The 17068-nt window shown below is 40.7% G+C and carries 18 protein-coding genes and 1 pseudogene; 11 read left to right on the top strand and 8 right to left on the bottom strand.

What is annotated here, in order from left to right; all coding sequences use genetic code 11:
• Nucleotides 1-19: 19 nt before the first annotated feature.
• Both ABTV71_RS14975 and ABTV71_RS14970 read right to left on the bottom strand, forming a co-directional pair.
• The gene (locus ABTV71_RS14975) at nucleotides 20-517 is read right to left on the bottom strand and encodes a hypothetical protein (RefSeq protein ID WP_433900079.1); all 498 of its coding nucleotides are present in this window, start codon (nucleotides 515-517) and stop codon (nucleotides 20-22) included.
• A 75-nt stretch (nucleotides 518-592) separates the two neighbouring features.
• Nucleotides 593-1207, bottom strand: a complete 615-nt coding sequence (locus ABTV71_RS14970) for a DUF4142 domain-containing protein (RefSeq protein ID WP_121126116.1) — start codon at nucleotides 1205-1207, stop codon at nucleotides 593-595.
• 404 nt (nucleotides 1208-1611) lie between these two features.
• On the opposite strand from ABTV71_RS14970, the gene ABTV71_RS14965 reads away from it, so the two are divergent.
• Nucleotides 1612-2268, top strand: a complete 657-nt coding sequence (locus ABTV71_RS14965; RefSeq protein ID WP_433900078.1) for a response regulator — start codon at nucleotides 1612-1614, stop codon at nucleotides 2266-2268.
• An 85-nt stretch (nucleotides 2269-2353) separates the two neighbouring features.
• On the opposite strand, the gene ABTV71_RS14960 is transcribed toward ABTV71_RS14965, so the two are convergent.
• On the bottom strand, nucleotides 2354-2674 hold the full coding sequence (locus ABTV71_RS14960) for a hypothetical protein (protein WP_433900077.1): 321 nt from the start codon (nucleotides 2672-2674) through the stop codon (nucleotides 2354-2356).
• A 376-nt stretch (nucleotides 2675-3050) separates the two neighbouring features.
• On the opposite strand from ABTV71_RS14960, the gene ABTV71_RS14955 reads away from it, so the two are divergent.
• Nucleotides 3051-3281 carry a hypothetical protein gene (locus ABTV71_RS14955; RefSeq protein ID WP_121126113.1) on the top strand — a complete coding sequence of 77 codons (231 nt, stop codon included), beginning with the start codon at nucleotides 3051-3053 and terminating at the stop codon, nucleotides 3279-3281.
• 166 nt (nucleotides 3282-3447) lie between these two features.
• On the opposite strand, the gene ABTV71_RS14950 is transcribed toward ABTV71_RS14955, so the two are convergent.
• Nucleotides 3448-3930: a low affinity iron permease family protein gene (locus ABTV71_RS14950; protein WP_433900076.1), complete on the bottom strand. Its 483-nt coding sequence runs from the start codon at nucleotides 3928-3930 to the stop codon at nucleotides 3448-3450.
• A gap of 128 nt (nucleotides 3931-4058) precedes the next feature.
• A complete protein-coding gene (locus tag ABTV71_RS14945) occupies nucleotides 4059-4832 on the bottom strand; it encodes an SDR family oxidoreductase (protein WP_121126111.1) in 774 nt (257 codons plus the stop codon).
• A gap of 208 nt (nucleotides 4833-5040) precedes the next feature.
• Between ABTV71_RS14945 and ABTV71_RS14940 the strand changes: the two are divergent.
• Both ABTV71_RS14940 and ABTV71_RS14935 read left to right on the top strand, forming a co-directional pair.
• Nucleotides 5041-6129: pseudogene (locus tag ABTV71_RS14940) on the top strand (NAD(P)/FAD-dependent oxidoreductase); the annotation flags it as partial.
• Entirely contained in the window at nucleotides 6118-6552 is a 435-nt protein-coding gene (locus ABTV71_RS14935) for a (2Fe-2S)-binding protein (protein ID WP_433903711.1), read from the top strand. The pseudogene ABTV71_RS14940 and the gene ABTV71_RS14935, both read left to right, overlap by 12 nt.
• Before the next feature lie 46 nt (nucleotides 6553-6598).
• Here the strand turns inward: ABTV71_RS14935 and ABTV71_RS14930 are convergent, their stop codons facing one another.
• Complete coding sequence (locus ABTV71_RS14930; RefSeq protein WP_433900075.1) at nucleotides 6599-7465, bottom strand: AraC family transcriptional regulator; 867 nt, start codon at nucleotides 7463-7465, stop codon at nucleotides 6599-6601.
• A gap of 183 nt (nucleotides 7466-7648) precedes the next feature.
• Between ABTV71_RS14930 and ABTV71_RS14925 the strand changes: the two genes are divergently transcribed.
• The 6 genes from ABTV71_RS14925 (at nucleotide 7649) to ABTV71_RS14900 (ending at nucleotide 14171) form a co-directional block, all read left to right on the top strand.
• Nucleotides 7649-8092, top strand: a complete 444-nt coding sequence (locus ABTV71_RS14925; protein ID WP_433900074.1) for an L-rhamnose mutarotase — start codon at nucleotides 7649-7651, stop codon at nucleotides 8090-8092.
• A gap of 35 nt (nucleotides 8093-8127) precedes the next feature.
• Nucleotides 8128-9180, top strand: a complete 1053-nt coding sequence (locus tag ABTV71_RS14920) for an alpha-L-fucosidase (RefSeq protein WP_433900073.1) — start codon at nucleotides 8128-8130, stop codon at nucleotides 9178-9180.
• A 34-nt stretch (nucleotides 9181-9214) separates the two neighbouring features.
• Entirely contained in the window at nucleotides 9215-10435 is a 1221-nt protein-coding gene (locus ABTV71_RS14915) for an enolase C-terminal domain-like protein (RefSeq protein WP_433900072.1), read from the top strand.
• An 8-nt stretch (nucleotides 10436-10443) separates the two neighbouring features.
• Entirely contained in the window at nucleotides 10444-12084 is a 1641-nt protein-coding gene (locus ABTV71_RS14910; RefSeq protein WP_433900071.1) for a sodium:solute symporter, read from the top strand.
• Between the two features lie 56 nt (nucleotides 12085-12140).
• Nucleotides 12141-12914, top strand: a complete 774-nt coding sequence (locus ABTV71_RS14905; RefSeq protein ID WP_433900070.1) for an SDR family NAD(P)-dependent oxidoreductase — start codon at nucleotides 12141-12143, stop codon at nucleotides 12912-12914.
• 90 nt (nucleotides 12915-13004) lie between these two features.
• On the top strand, nucleotides 13005-14171 hold the full coding sequence (locus ABTV71_RS14900) for an alpha-hydroxy acid oxidase (RefSeq protein WP_433900069.1): 1167 nt from the start codon (nucleotides 13005-13007) through the stop codon (nucleotides 14169-14171).
• Between the two features lie 90 nt (nucleotides 14172-14261).
• Here ABTV71_RS14900 and ABTV71_RS14895 read toward each other — a convergent pair whose 3' ends face one another.
• Both ABTV71_RS14895 and ABTV71_RS14890 read right to left on the bottom strand, forming a co-directional pair.
• Nucleotides 14262-14429: a hypothetical protein gene (locus ABTV71_RS14895; protein WP_183078789.1), complete on the bottom strand. Its 168-nt coding sequence runs from the start codon at nucleotides 14427-14429 to the stop codon at nucleotides 14262-14264.
• A 45-nt stretch (nucleotides 14430-14474) separates the two neighbouring features.
• Nucleotides 14475-16088, bottom strand: coding sequence for a hypothetical protein (locus ABTV71_RS14890; RefSeq protein WP_433900068.1), 1614 nt, complete (start codon nucleotides 16086-16088; stop codon nucleotides 14475-14477).
• A gap of 595 nt (nucleotides 16089-16683) precedes the next feature.
• Between ABTV71_RS14890 and ABTV71_RS14885 the strand changes: the two genes are divergently transcribed.
• A complete protein-coding gene (locus tag ABTV71_RS14885; RefSeq protein ID WP_121126099.1) occupies nucleotides 16684-17013 on the top strand; it encodes a DUF6660 family protein in 330 nt (109 codons plus the stop codon).
• The last annotated feature ends 55 nt before the right edge of the window (nucleotides 17014-17068 follow it).

Genomic DNA, 17068 nt, shown 5'->3' with positions numbered 1-17068 from the left:
TATCTGCTTTAAACAGGTATTATTTTTCAGATCGATAATAAAGCCAGCCCTGTAGATTTTCTAATTCATCAGGCTTACTCAGGTCAACAATCGTATTAAGTGCCAATTCGAGCGATTGTAGACTATCGGCATTGAGTTCATATAAGGGATAGAATATAGCGTGTTCGTTGGGCATATCGACATTTCCCTGTAACCATTTGTAGCCTTCAGCATGCAGATTATCGATTAATGTATCGGTGATCGCATTTAAATAGCGCATCATTTTCTGGATCCACATACGCTCATCGTCAAGGTGATCAGGGTAATATTCTTGTGTAAAATCCAGAATCAACTGTTCACCTTCATCATTCATTCCTTCCCGTATCATGGCAAGACCCATGCTACGAACTTCTTCTTGGTAGTAGTCGTCAGCATAACGGAAATGAATTTCTCCGGCAATGGGACTGGCTTCAATTTTCGCCCGTAAAGCCATCTGTCTGTTTAAAAGTTCGTGGATATAATCAAATGCTTGTTCCATAAGTATTTTATTTAAAGGAGGAGGACAAAGCCTATTGCTTTGCCCTCTCCAATGGAAAGTTGGAGTAATACAATATTATTTTAAACCTGGTTTCGGTATTTTTGATTTTGCCGGATTGGGCACGCTAGGCCCCATATTTTTTAGCGTATCTTTTGGCGTGTTATTGTCTGCAGGTTGCATATTCTTGATTTGATCGAGATGCTTTTGAAAAGCTGGAATTTTATCGGTTGCAAATTTGCGCAGATCAGCATCTGTAGTTGCGGTACCAGTGCTCGCGTCTTTAAATAGTGTAATGGCGTCTTGGTGGCTTGTGGCCATCAGATCAACGTAGGTCCGATCAAAGTTGGCTGGATCAGCATTGTTCAGCTGATCGATCAATTGGCTATAGTTTTGGTTATCGGGTGTGCTTAATTGCCAGTTTTTATTTTTCACCAATGTAGCCAGTTCGTTGCCGGCTGCTGTATGGTCATCAACGATCATCTGTGCATATTGTTTAATATTTTGATCCTGCGACTTGGTCAACGCAATATTTGCAGCCTGGATTTCAAAGTTATTGCTTGCTGTCGCTTTGCTTGCAAAGTCAATATCCCCAGCCTGTGTCTGGTTTTGAGTGCTGTCCTGTGCCTGGATCACCATGCTCCAGGCCATAATGGCTATACATAAGCCAATGATTCTTAAAACGATTTTCATAATACAATTATTTAATATTAACGATTCTTTCTGTTTCGGGTACCGCTTTTTCGATGCCTATAATTAATGATAATGTAAGTGGCAACCAGAATAAAGACGATACCTATAATTATTGAAGTAAACATAAGCGCTTCCTATAATGGTTCATTTTCTTTAGGAACATGGTTCAATAGCTTAGCGTTTTGAAAACCATAATTTTACGTATTTAAAACAAAACTTGATACTGATACGCAATTCCATAGTAGAAGTGCGTTATCCATAGAAAAACAGTTGTCTACTTATAGCAATCGACTTTATGAACAACCGATAAAAAGTGCGGGATAATTAGTCTAAAAACTTTTTTGAGCGTAATGTTGTTTTTGTAAAAAATAATTTAATCATACTTAAACTACAAATTGATAGCTATGGCACAGTTACTTTTAGTAGACGACCACGCGTTGGTACGTTCAGGTTTTCGATTAATTTTAGAGGCTCAAGAGGATATAACTGTAATTGCAGAGGCAGAAAATGGTAAAGATGCCCTTGAGTATCTCGCCCGAGCCACTCAGCCGGACCTTATTCTTACTGATATCCATATGGATATAATGGATGGAATACAATTTATTAAGGCGGTAAAAATGCGCTTCCCGGAAATAAAACTTGTTATATTGACAATGGATGCCAGTTTTCATCTTGCATCTGAAGCTTTCAGTATGGGTGCTGATGGTTACTTGCTTAAAAGTTCACATGTTGACGAAATTTTATTTGGTCTTAAACAAGTCCAACGGGGAGAACGTTATATCAGTTCGGCACTCGCTTTTCAACTGATAGACTATTCTGCCTCACATATTCCCGAAGAAGTAAATAGAGATGATGTTATGGCAAGATATGAGCTTTCTGATCGCGAAATTTTAGTTTTGGAACGAATCGCAGAAGGGTATACCAATGCTGAAATAGCGGATCAAATATTTTTAAGTAAGCGTACCGTAGAGGGGCATCGACAACAGCTGCTGGAAAAAACCAATTCCAGAAATACGGCCGGATTGATCCGATTTGGATTTAAAACCAAACTTTTGAATTAATAATTTATTCTTCCATATAGTTTAATAAAACAGAGAAATGGGCTAATATTGGTCATAAATATTAGCCCATTTTCACTTTTTCATGCTAAATTGTTGTTTCATTTAAGTCCGAAGGTGGATTCCGAGGTTCCAAAGGAACACCTTCAGCATCATTCGCTTCTTCGTCAATTTCCTGTTCATCTAATTCAGGAATTTCTTCCCCTTCATCTAGGTCTAGTTCTTCTTCCGAGTCCAAATCATCCTGATCAATTTCTGGTTTATCGTTTGGATCATTTTCAGGCAATTCTTCCTCGGGTCGCTCTGGGATATCAGCCGGAAAATCTTCTGGACCGACCTGGCTTATCACAGTAAATGCAACAATCAGTATGCCTTGATACTGTTTATGCGCTGATTGAATTTTATTCATCTTTTTTTGTTTTTAGTTCATCTAATAAACATGTGCAGTATCGATATAGTTAGAAGAATTAGTACTCATTCCGAACCGGTTTTTACTTAAATATAATGCACTTTATGCAATACGTTTTCATCGCGTCGATAACGTGTTTTTACTTTTTATGTTGGATATATGCGTGTTTTGGTGATTTCGAGGCTGGCGGATGAACGAATAAACTCTTGCCTCTGTTTATTTAACGAACCGCTCTTTGAGCATAAACATAAAAAGATTATGGCAACAGTAACCGCGATTTGACAGCACTTGCCGATACAAATCTGAATTCAAGGGCGGAATAAGCATAAAACAAAAAGATTTAGAAATTTTTAAATAATCACTAAACACAGATATTATGGCATTAACAACAGGAAACGAAGGTGAAATCACCAAAAAAATCGAAGAACAAACTTCTAAAATTCCCTCCACGCTATTTTTAGGCGCTGCACTACTTTCTATGGGCGTATCAGCCGCTTTAAAATGTATGATGCACGATAAGACAGCCTTGTTTGTAGGGCAATGGGCAGCGCCATTTCTATTATTGGGCATCTATAATAAAATTGTAAAAACGGAGGGACACGATTAGTTCTGACATTAAAAGAGAAAATTAGCATTCAATAGCTATTGGGCTCAACCAAGTTGAGCCCTTTTTTATACAAAATGATAAAATAAGGAAGATAAAAAATGCTCAGATTTATGGGGCTGCTGGTGGCGGTGGTCAACCCTAAAGGCAATATCCCCAGCCCTGGGGATTATTGTTGTTTTTTGTTCCGGTCACTTTCATTTCTTTTTTGACGGAATTTACTCTTAAAGTCATGATTTTCTTGAGCTGCATCAATAGAGTGGGTACAGGTTAGGTCACTTTCTTCAAGGGCAAGTTTGGCAATATGCGCATAAAATTTAGCGAGTTGATCCAACTCTGCCTCGCTCAGATCCTCTAGACTTACCATTCGGTTGCTCGTCCTTTCATGAGAAGCAATCAGCTCATTGAGTTTTAAATGAATTGCCTTGGAATCTTTATTCTGTGATTTTTGAATCAGAAATACCATGAGAAAGGTAATAATTGTTGTACCTGTATTGATAACTAGTTGCCAGGTCTCGGAGTAATCAAAGATGGGGCCGCTGACCGCCCAGACAACAACAGTGGATGTAGCCAGAATAAACGCTGCTGAGCTTCCGGTTGCATGTGTAGCCCAGTTTGAAAATCGTTCAAACAAATTTTTCTTTTTTTTCATGTTTTCTAATTTTTATTGAGACAATAGTGCTGATCAATTTGTTTCGTAAACAGTCTGCTAAATTCTGTAGAGCAGAATTATTTAGTTTGTAAATCGATAATAACTACAGTCAAAGCCTGAGACACACGCTATATAATTTGACGTAGAGGTTTAACCTGCATACTGACAATTGAGGTGCGTATTGGCTGAGAAATCGTAAATACGATAGCTCTGGCGATATCTTCGGCGAATAGCATCTCCATGGTTTCAATTTTTTTGCGCTGCTCGTCAGGGGGGTAGGGTTGCATATCTGTTCCAACAGCACCCGGTTCAATCAAGGAAATCTGTATACCTTTCGGATTCGCTTCTTTGCGTAACGATTCTGTAAAGGCCTGGATACCACCTTTGGTACATACATAAACCGAACTTTGCGCCTCGCGTATATCTGCACTCATCGATCCTACATTGACGATATGTCCTGATCCCCTGGGTTCCATCCGATACAAGGCTGCCTGAGCACAAGCAAGGTACGCGAGGACGTTGGTTCGTAAAATGTAAGCCTGATCGTTATAACTACCATCTTTGACAGATTGAAAAGCGATAGCGGCATTATTAATAAGGATATCCAGCCGGTCATACATGCTGTCAAATTTTTTGAAAAGTTCCTGTATGCCTTCTTCGGTGGCTAAATCTATGACTATTCCTGTCAGTGAACCTCCAACATTCAATTTATCAAAATCACGCAAGGTATCCTCGAGTTGCTGTTCATGATGCCCACATATAAAAACGTCGTTACCCAAGGCTGCTAAAAGAAGTGCGGTGGCGCGTCCAATACCAGTAGTACCACCAGTGACCATTATTTTTTTATTCTTTATCCAAGTAGGGATAATGGAATTTACATAGTCGTTGAGATTATCTGTCATCACTTTTATTTTTTGTTTTCTGTTTCGAGAAGAACAATGCCTGAAATTGGATCGTTTGATTTGGTAGCGGATGACGTATTTCTTCCTTTTTTTAAGTATTTAATCGTAAAACGATTAGCTCTAGGGCTGGTTCTTTTCGTACAAATCATAATTAGTTATATCACCAAAGACCGGGAACTAGTTTCCCAGCCTTTAAACTGCATCCAATATGAAACGTGACGGTAGTAACAACAGCTTTTGGCAGACGATTGATGGGCAAAATTTTCCAACAGATTTCAGCGATTTGGAATTTGATACAATTATAGTTGGGGCGGGTATCACGGGTGTGACGCTCGCCAAGGAACTACAGGATAGGGGTTTCAAATGTTTGCTTCTGGACAAGGAAAACCCTGGTTTCGGTACCACGGGTGGAACAACGGCTCATATCAATAATTTTTACGACGCCTCGTATGATGAGATTATAGATAATTTCGGAGCGGAAGCTGCTCAATTGTTGGTCAGTGGCACAAAGGACACGTTCGATCATATTAAAAAAAATGTACTCAGGTACAGCATAGATTGTGATTTTAATACATGTGATTTTTTCCTTTTCAGCGCTGAAGAGGCACAAAATAAACAGCTTGAGCGCATACTTTCAGCCCATCAACAATTGGGTGTAAAAACTACGCCAAGCAGTACTCTTCCTTTCAACCTGCATTTTATAAAAGCTATCCGGATTGAGGGACAAGCACAATTTCATCCATTGAAATATTTACTCGGAATCTTAGATGCCTTTAGAAAAGGCGGCGGAGCAATCTTGACAAATCAGTCAATTGTCGATTATCAACATCACGATGACAAAATCACATTGAAAACGAGTGATAGACACATTTTTACAGCAAAAAATATCGTTTGGGCTACCCATATACCCCCCGGGAAAAATAGGTTTGACTTGTTGGTAGCACCCTATCGGAGTTACGTGCTTACAGTGAAACTCTTACAGGAACCACAAATGCTTGCGCAGATAGCAGATTTGTATGACCCTTATCATTACTTTAGATATCACAGTGATGGCGACAAGTACTATCTTATTGCAGGTGGCTTCGACCATAAAACAGGGGATGAAAAAGATACCGAGCAGCATTTTGTTGACCTCAAAGCGTTAGTGGACAAACAATTTCAATGAGAAGAAGTCGTTGCACAATGGTCATCACAGTATTATGTTTCAGCTGATGGTCTACCCTTTATAGGCCGCATGCCTAGCGAACATAACATCTATATCGCGACGGGGTACGGCGGAAATGGCATGACTTTCGGATCAATGGCATCTCTAATTATTCCAGACTTACTACAGGGCAAGGAAACACCCTTATCCAAATTGTTATCTCCAGCCCGTATCAAGCCAATCGCGAGTGCTAAGAGTTTACTATCGGAGGGATGGAGTGCCGCTCAACATTTTGTTATGGATAAATTCGCAATAGACAAGATAGACGAATTTAAAGATATACATCCGGAGGAGGGCAGGATCGTGAATTACGACGGCAAAACCTTTGCTGCTTACCGAGATAAGCAAGGGGCGTTACACTGTGTTAGTTCAATTTGCCCCCATATGGGTTGTACAGTAAGCTGGAACGCCTCGGAAAGATCCTGGGATTGTCCCTGCCATGGATCCCGTTTTGATATCGATGGTAAGTTATTAAATGGCCCTGCTATATCAGGACTCTTGCGTGTAAACAAGTAACCACTTATTGCTAAGCAGCAATAATGTACATTTATGTAAGTTTTTTTTAAGTCTGTAGTTGCGTTCTATACATACTTGGCGTAATCCCTTTGATGGATTTAAAAATCTTGTTGAAATTAGAAAGACTGTTGAATCCACAGGCAAAGGCAATATTCGTTATCTGCAATTTGTTTTCAGCAATCAGTCGACATGATTCGCTGATACGTACTTCATTGACAAATTCCACAAAGGTCTTTTGTGTACGGGACTTAAAATACCGACAGAAGGAATGCTTGGACATATTTGCTAAAGTTGCAGCCTCATCCAACGAAATCTCTTTTGTAAAGTTATTGAATACAAACTTAAAGATTCGGTCAATTTTATCATTGTCCATCGAACTGTAATTATGTGTATACCCCGGACTGGAAAGACATTCATATTCATCAGTAGTAATTAGCAAGTCGATAATTTCAAGAAGTAAAATAGTTTTTTGAATACCATAATCGAGATGGATCATCTGTTCCAGTTTACCTTTCAGTTGTTCTTTTGTCTTGCCCTGAAATAAGAGGCCCCGTTTAGATGCGGTAAGAAATGCCTCTATTTTATGTGTTTTGAAAAGATGCCCTAACACCTCGACCATTAATTCAGGTTCGATATAAAGCGCCATAGAACGCGATACCTGTACAGAATCCTTATCCATGCTATCGTTATGCCATACATGTGGCAGATCGGGTCCTAAAAAAGTCAATTCATCCGTTGAATAGCTGTCTATACTGTCACCTATAATTCGTTTACCTTCACTTTGCACAATGTAGGTCATCTGGCAAGCACGATGAAAATGGAATTCAGTGGAAAAAGACGGCTGACAAACCTCCTTTGTTGCGAATGTCTCGATCTCTGATCCCGCTAATATTTTCGTGAAAACGGGTTTCATTTACTTGGTTATTTTTGTTTAAAGGAATTTAAATATAGCCTATTTTATCATAATTATAAAACACTAATCCAAATACCGTTAATATAGTGTCAGTATTGAGCAATCTAAGTGAAGTTTTATTGTTTTGCCTGTCGTAGTTTAGCACTATGTCTAGCGGAGTATTGACAACAAGAATACCTAAATATGATGAGGATACTGAAAAAACGATTTCCCTTTAAGCGCTTTGTATTGATTGGTTTAATAGCCTTACTCGCTTTTGGTTGCACACAAGAAAAAAAACATGCTGCAGTAAAGCGTTATGCTTCAATTACTGGTTTAAAAGCTGAAAAACTATCCTACTATAAAAAGCTACATGCGGAAGCCTGGCCAGCAGTGCTGCAAAAAATCAAAGAATGTCATATTCAGAATTACTCTATTTTTCTGAAAGAGATAGCCGGCGAGTATTATCTCTTCAGTTATTTTGAGTATACAGGAACAGATTTTTCCTCGGATATGCAACGAATGGCTGCCGATGCCGAGACACAGCGCTGGTGGAAAGAAACTGATCCTTGTCAAAACCCGCTTCCGGAGGCAAAAGAAAAAAGTGCCATCTGGTCCGATATGACAGAGGTTTTTCATACCGATTAGCCCAAAATATCGAAATAAGAACCTAAAATAAATTAATGATGAAAAAGCGTGTATTTTTTAATTTAACCCTATGCTTATTGGTATCTAAAGTCTTCGCTCAGAAGAAAGCGATCGTGCCAACAGCTGCCGATAAACCCAATAGTTTTCAGCAGGAGCAGATCGACAGAAGGTATGGCATGTTTATACATTTTGGTATAAATACATTCCATGATCAAGAATGGACAGATGGGTCAAAACCAACGAGTTCATATGCCCCGACAACGATCGACGCCAAACAATGGGTCGCTACAGCTAAAGCAGCGGGAATGAAATATATCATACTGGTATCTAAGCATCACGATGGTTTCTGTTTATGGGATAGTAAATATACGACTTACGATGTAGCTAGTTCAGCGAATAAGACCAATGTAGTGAAAGATTTGGCCAAGGAATGTCGGGCACAGGGAATACGCTTGGGACTTTATTATTCGCTATGGGACCGCAAGCAGAATGGTGATGTCAAAGACAGAAAGGCTGATCAAGCCTATAATACCTATATGCTGAACCAATTGAACGAATTGCTTGATATGACCAAGAAGTATACAGATATTGTTGAACTCTGGTTAGATGGTGGCTGGGAAAAGGAGAATTACAGGTGGCCGGCACAAGAGATCTATACTTTGGTCAAAAGTAAGGTTCCGCAATGTCAGATCGGTATCAACTGGAGTATTGGTAGTCCCGAAAACGCAGATAAGCATACTGTACTCCCCAAAGAGCAACAGGATTTATTTCCGATACGTTATTTCCCGAGCGATTTCCGTCTAGGAGATCCGTATTTGCCTGTCGTGCCAGATCCCAAACTTTTTACCGCGCAAGGAAATACGTATTACATGCCTTTTGAGACCACAGTGGTACTCGGGGAGCGCTGGTTTTACAATACGACCGACAAAAAATATAAGACACTAGCGGAACTGGAAGAGATCTACCGAACAGCAACGGCGCAGGATAATATCCTGATCTTAAACGTCGGCCCAAATAGGAATGGACGTATCAAAGAGACGGATGTTGATCTGCTACTCAGACTAAAGGAAAAATTGAAACTACAATAGATCTATCCAAAAATTTTAAAACCAACGAAACAGAATGATTATAAATTACGATATACAGGACCGCCGATTTCCTTTAGGTACCGGAGCAGGGAGCGATGCTGTACACAAAGATCCTATATATTCCTATGCCGTCACACGGTTGAAAGATCACAGAGGACGTATAGGAACCGGACTAGCTTTTACGATAGGTGCGGGAAATGAATTGGTCTGTCGGGCAGCATCTTTTTACGCCGAACGCCTCAAAGGAATGCCGATCGAAGAACTCATGGCAAATTTCGGTACGATATTCAACACCTTGAGCAATGAACAGCAATTCCGATGGCTGGGGCCACATAAAGGTATTGTACATCTGGCATTAGCGTCTGTCACAAATGCCTGCTTTGATTTATGGGCAAAAACGCGTGATGTTCCGCTTTGGAAACTGTTAATAGATCTCTCTCCCGAAGAAATTGTCAATACACTGGATCTTTCCTACCTGGAAGATGAACTTACGCGGGAAGAGGCCATTGCGTTAATTGCTGAAAATTGGCAAAACCGGCAAGAAAGAACTCATATAATCGAAAAGGGGTATACCGGTTACGATACCTCTGTCGGTTGGTTTAACTATTCTGATGAACAGGTTCGCGAAAACTGTAAACGCGCAATCGCCAATGGTTTTACAGCCATGAAACTGAAAGTGGGCAGTGAAGATCCGCTCCGTGATATCAGAAGAGCACATATTGTTCGGGAGGTCGCAGGGGATCAGGCTACTGTGATGTTGGATGCGAACCAACAGTGGACTTTACCACGAGCGTTGGAAATATGTCAGGAACTTAAAACGATGAATCCTTATTGGGTGGAGGAACCCACTCATCCCGATGATATTTTTGCACATAAAATACTGACCGATACCATTGCGCCGATAAAGATCGCCATGGGTGAACATGTACCCAACCGCATTGTGTTCAAAAATTACCTGCAATTGGGTGCTGCTGGTTTTGTACAGGTGGACGCGGTCCGTGTGGGTGGTGTCAGTGAGTTTATAAGTGTCAGTCTCCTTTGCCGCAAATATGGGATTCCGGTAGTCCCACATGTAGGGGACATGGGGCAACTGCACCAGCATTTAGTCCTGTTCAACCACATAAGCCTTGGTCATCAAGCATTGTTCCTTGAACACATCCCGCACCTAAAATCTCATTTTGCACAGCCGGTAAGGATTGAAAATGGTGTTTATCAAACAACAATGGAAGCAGGAAGTAGTTGTGATTTAATATAGCATAATTTATGTTAGGAAATATAGATTTAGGTATCGCGATGGCTTATATCGCTCTTATTTTGATTGTAGGCATTCGTGCTGGCGTAGGAGGAGGCAAAAGAAATACAGGTACGGCCGAAGGATATTTTCTCGCTGGCAAAACCCTGCGCTGGCCAGCGATAGGACTTGCGCTGTTTGCTACTAATATATCCACTGTACACTTAGTAAGCTTGGCACAAAGTGGATTTGATACCGGCTTGCTCAATGGTAACTTTGAGTGGATGGCGGCTTTTACATTGATCCTGTTAGCCCTGTTCTTCGTGCCATTTTATCTTAAATCCGGCGTAACAACCCTACCGGATTTTTTAGAAAGACGGTATGACCGCTCCAGTAGGGACTGGTTGACTTTTATCTCCATTGTATCTGCAATCGTGATCCATATTGCCTTTTCCATGCTCGCGGGCGGTATTGTACTGAAGACACTTTTTGGCTTTAACATGTATTTAAGCATTACCGTCATCTGTATTATTACTGGGCTATATACGATTCTTGGCGGATTGCGTGCGGTAGTTATCACGGAATCTATTCAGACTATTGTCTTATTAGCCGGCGCGTTTATCATTAGTTTTGCAGCTTTTGACCGTATGGGGGGATGGATGCCAATGAAAAATGTGCTGATTGCCGAAGGTGGGCTCGACCGATTGTCTATGCTGCGCGGGGCTGATGATGTCAGCGGTATGCCTTGGTATGCGGTATTTTTTGGATATCCTATTTTGGGAATCTGGTATTGGTGTGCTGATCAAACAATTGTTCAACGTGTATTGGGCGCAAAAGACGAGAACCATGGCCGTGTTGGCGCGCTGTTCTGTGGTTTTCTTAAAATTTTACCCGTGTTTATATTCGTGCTGCCGGGCTTGTTTGCTTACACCTTGTTTAAAAGTGGACAGCTCGATCTCCATAGTTTGGGGCTAGATGCTTCGGGCAATGCGAATTCCAAAGGAATATATACACTGATGATAACGCAATTGTTACCTTCTGGTCTGATCGGTGTACTTGTGGCAGCACTGCTGTCCGGCTTGATGAGCCAGATTTCTGGCGCACTCAATTCTATCTCCACCATGGTCAGTTATGATATATTCAAACAGCGGAAACCCGAGGCTACGGACAGGCAGCTGATACGTATCGGAAAAATATCCGCTGTGATCGCCATGGTCTTTTCTTTGTGTCTATTGCCATTATTAGATAAGTACGAAAGCATTTTTAATGGCATCAACGATGTAATCGCTCATATCGCTCCCCCTATAACCTGTGTTTTCCTTTTGGGGGTATTCTGGCGCAAAGCCTCTGCGGCTTCTGCAAAAATGACTTTATGGATCGGATCATTTTTGGGTATGGGTGTTTTTATCATCAATAAGATCATGCCACATTCATGGATCGGACAGACGCCGTTTATGATAATGGCCTTCTATCTTTTCTTGGTCTGCGCGCTTATGCAGATCATTCTATCATTTCTATATCCGGTACAGCATAATACTGAAAGTGAGCTGCTGTATTGGAAAAGTCCATTGGAACCGCTTGGTGGACCCGCATGGAAAGGATTAGGGAATTACCGTGTGTTAACCGGTTTATTAATCCTTATTGTCACAATGTTATATGTAATCTTCAGGTAAATGCCTACTTGTCGTATTTTAGATTCTGAATTAATTGAATAACCTTTTATAGATTTATGTTGAACACATTAAAGGATAAAGTGATATTGGTCAGTGGGGGGACTGCTGGAATTGGTCTTTCATGCGCTCAGGCCTATGCAAAGGCAGGGGCAAAGGTTGTTTTTATCGGCCTCGATCAAAAGTCCGTTGCAGCGGCAGGCGAGCTGCTGGGGGCTCCCCATTTGGGCATCTGTGCAGATATATCCCAAGCGGAGGAAGTAAAAGCAGTCGTAGATCAGACCATAGCAACTTTTGGCCGGCTGGACGCCATTCACAATAATGCTGGCCTGGCGAGTCCGTCAAAACCTTTACATGACACCAGTGTACAAGAGTGGGGTAGGCTATTTGATATCAATGTAAAGAGTATTTTACTGACGACCAAGTATGGTTTTCCCCATCTAAAGAACGCCAAGGGATGCATTTTAAATACCAGCAGTCTGGTAGGCGAGATTGGTCAGGAAAATCATGCTGCTTATGCTGCGACAAAAGGCGCTGTCAACGCTTTGACCAAAGCGATGGCAATAGATTATGCGTCGCTGGGAATAAGGGTAAATTCGGTTATGCCGGCCGCAGTCATGACTCCCATGCTTCAGCAATGGGCATCCGAGCAAGCACAACCGGAACAGATTTTTGATTTTTTAAAAAACATTCACCTCCTGGGTTATTGTCCGGAAGGGGATGTCATTGCAGATGCATGTATCTTTTTGCTATCTGAAAGTGCCCGTTTTATCACGGGAGTAAACCTGCCCGTCAGCGGTGGGGCTGAGCTTGGCTACCGACGGAATACCTAGGATATTATTGGATAAATAGCAAACTATTTTCAAATTATATAGTATATTTGGCGCGCAGATAATTCACTGCCAATATTTAATACATCAATCATGAGCCAAAAGTTTACATATAATACGCGATTTCCTGCTGTTGAAGATCTAAGAAAACAGGCAAAGAAAAGAATCCCCAAATTTGCATTTGACTATCTAATAGGAGGTGCTAACGAAGAATTGAATCTCGCCCGGAATGAAAATGATTTTGATCATATTTTATTAAAACCTCAATATCTTCAGGCGAGCGGAGAAATTGATATGTCCGTAGAGCTCTTTGGCCGTCGCTATAGTGCTCCATTTGGTGTTTCGCCAATCGGTTTGCAGGGCTTGATGTGGCCTAATGCACCGGAAATTTTGGCAAAAGCAGCCGCAGGAAACGATATCCCTTATATCTTGAGCACTGTGTCAACAAGCAGTATCGAACGCATCGCTGAAGTATCGCAGGGGAAGGCCTGGTTTCAACTTTATCACCCGACAGAAAATAAGTTGCGCGACGATATCCTAAGACGTCTGACAGCAGTGGAATGCCCAGTACTTGTCGTTCTGGTAGATGTTCCTGCCTTTGGACTGCGGTATAAAGAGATCAAAAGTGGTTTGTCCATGCCTCCAAAGATGAATATCGCAAATATTCTGCAGACATTCGCCTGTCCAACATGGGGTATTGAAACGCTCAGACATGGTATCCCGTCTTTTGCAACGTTAAAACCTTATATGGAAAAAGGTCTTGACCTGGCCCAGCTGGGACAGTTTATGAACAGAACCTTTACCGGAAAAGTAGATGTCGAAAAGATCAAAGCCATTCGCGACTTGTGGAAAGGACCGCTGGTATTAAAGGGGATTGCAACCGATGAAGATATGCAGGCTGCCATCACGCTCGGAGTAGATGGTGTCATTGTTTCTAATCACGGCGGAAGACAGCTTGATGCCAGTGAATCGTCCATCAATTCATTGATTCATCTTGCGAGCAATCCGGATTATAAAAACAAAATCAAGATTATGCTGGACGGTGGTATCCGCTCCGGTGTGGACCTAGCCCGTGCGCATGCTGTTGGGTCTGAATTTAATTTCATGGGACGACCATTTATGTATGGCGTTGGGGCACTGGGGAATGCGGGCGGTGAACATACGATCAATATGTTCAAGGCACACCTGTTCCAAGTAATGAAACAGCTCAGTATTTCAAAAATAAGCGAATTTCCAAAACGTTTGCAGAAAGTATTATAAGCTCTTTATACAATCAGTAAAAGGCCGAATTAAACACAGATAAATGGTGCTTAATTCGGCCTTTTTGCATATCGATAGTGCTGATATTTATTACCAGTCTATTGTGCGGTTGTCATCGTCACCAAGTCCCCATTGTTCACTGACGTTACCATTTGAGTCTTCGGGTCTTACACAAGCAGACCCAGCAGCGATACCTTGCTCAAGTTCGATCCTTTGTACCTTAACCTCCGGGCTGATATAGGCAATTTTGTTTTTCATAGTCTTTTATTTATTGAATTATTAATATTGAATCTATTTCTGTGCTTAGCTACAAGGTATTTTCTTCTTACCTGCACCTACGCCTTTAATAATTGTACGTCCGTCCACAAGTTGAGTCACCTTAACCGCATTGTCCTGTGTGCTTCCCCAAGGGAAAGTATTGAAAGAATTACCTTTGACCAGTACAAGCTCATATAGCGGTCCGCCATTTGTTTTGCTACCAAACATGGTCACTTTACCCGTTCTGCTGATCACCAGCTTGATCAGTGGATTAGCAGCTGTTCCCTGCATATTATAGACTTGATCAATTCTCTTACCTGTCTCCACATTCGTACCCGCATATTTACTTCCGTCGAGGAATTGAATATTTTGTGCCGAGGATGCACCAACTTCAAATTGGATTTCATTTTTTGCCAGTTTCACCCCATTGATTTCCATGTTGAAGGCGTTATCCAATTCAGTAATGTCAAATACAAACCCATAGTCGGCAGCAGGTGCCGTAAAGCTTTTGGATATTGTGGTACCACTTGGATGAAATACACCGTCAATTCGGATCCCTGTTTTTCCATTTACGGTCACCGCTGGGTAACTCCAATTTAATCCATTGCTGGTCACATCTTGTGTACAGGTTTTGAAATTTAGTTTCAGATCGTATTTCTGTCCGGGATTGATCTTTACGTTCGGAATTGTCAGGTTTGATTTTGTTTCACCATCAATGGTCAAGGTTCCCAATTTAAGTGTTCCCGCGCTAGTTGCTGGGTGGATCAATAGGGACGGAGTGCTGGCCACAGTTCGTAGTCCAATTCCCAAAGCCGGAAATTGTGCCCACACGCCTGCATCGTTTAATTCATTGTAGGTAAGTGTCTCATCCGAAAGCTTAAGATTTGCAGATGAATGACTTGGTTTAAATACAGCATTTTCAAGTTTGGTAATTGCACCAGTCATATTGGCATCCATTGATAATGTTGTTGTGATCTGGCTAAAACGATGTTTTAAAACCACGTTCAAATTATTCACACCACTGTTTAATTTCAGCTTACTCGTAAAATACATTAAATCTCCACTGATATTATTAAGGCTTGCAGATGACAGTGTGCCCTGACTATTGATCGCCGGCACTGTACTTGTGCTATTGGTTGAATAGGCAATAAAAGTATACGTTTTCCCGGCATCAAGAACAATACCCTCAGCGGCGGCTTCACCACCGTAGCTATACGTTTTTTCAGTCACGTAATTCCCCTGGTCGTCATAAACAACGACTTTGTATTTCACACCGTTATCCAACGGCTTTTCAGTTACCTGAGGTATTGTAGCTTTGGCTCCCGATGAAGCGACCAATCCTTTTTTGACTGCCGCAGTGGAATTGTTTGTCACTACCACATCAATGGAAGTGCCGTTGCCAAAGGGAATACTCATTTCCTGAACATCAGCGGCATTGCTTACGGCATTAACCTTTGTTGAACCCTGTTTTTGTCCTACGGCGCCAATTTCGTCTTCACCATAGGCTGCTACGCCCTGTAGATTGATTTTGACCATCGTTTCTCCGGCCAGACTTGTGTTTTCACTGCTCTTTTTACAAGAGTAAATGCTTGATGCAACCAGCATAATGCATCCCAACATTATAACATTTTTAAGATTACGGTAACGATTCTTTTTCATGTAAGTAGACATTTTGATTTTACTTGGATTCCTAGTGATTTTGATTTATTTTATATTATTATTAATTTATATTTACAGAGTTAACATTATTCACATCAAAAACACACCTTATTTATCAGAGCTAAATTTTATTTTTACAATTATATATATAGCATTCTGTTTAATCATTATGATTTTCTATAAGTAATTTTTCCTGTAGTGAAATTTCTACAAATCCACAAACGTGTTTAAACACTGTTTTTAAGTCATTTAAAGCTTTTCACCTCTAGTATTGTCAATAGTTTTATTGGGTCATTATTATCGTAAAAGTTAAATAAAAGATTGCGATAGACAGATTTGTTTTTTTGATATGGATAAGTCCAAACCGGCACAGCTCCTCGTTTTCACATGGCATCTATCCGTCGGGAGGCCAAAGGCTTTAATATTATGATAGAACAGGATTTGTCGGAAGCGATAGGATTGTTTATATTTTCCGAAATAACCTTTTTCTGGCAAGACCAATGCTGTAGTCTATAGGTCTATAGACAAACAACGAAATGAGCTATTATTATAAAAGAATAACTTTTTAAAATATTTTTCTAAATTTGTATAACAAATGAGGTTAACTGTTATCATACTGATCGCCTATATTTTGGGACTTTCCTTTGTCCCATGCAGTGATGCGAATATTCGCACCGAGGGGGAAGCTATGGCAACACAATTGAACAAACCGCATAATCATAGTGAAGATACCACGGATGCTTGTTCGATTTTTTGCTATTGCAACTGCTGCAGCGGAAATATTACGATATTTGAATATCAATTACCAAAAATTGGGGGGATTCCGATTTCGATTTATTTTGACCATCGCATGCCGCTTTTAGACACCCCCATTCTATCAAACTACTTCGGAACTATCTGGCAACCGCCCAAGTTAGATGCTTAATTTTAATTTTTAATAGCCTTAGCAAACATGATTGGAAAATTTTTCTTTTCTAATC

Origin of the sequence: Sphingobacterium puteale (assembly GCF_050986225.1) — a bacterium.
In the GTDB taxonomy this organism is placed as follows: domain Bacteria; phylum Bacteroidota; class Bacteroidia; order Sphingobacteriales; family Sphingobacteriaceae; genus Sphingobacterium; species Sphingobacterium puteale.
The sequence above is the reverse complement of the archived record's forward strand: the minus strand, read 5'-3'. Positions and strand labels throughout refer to the sequence as shown.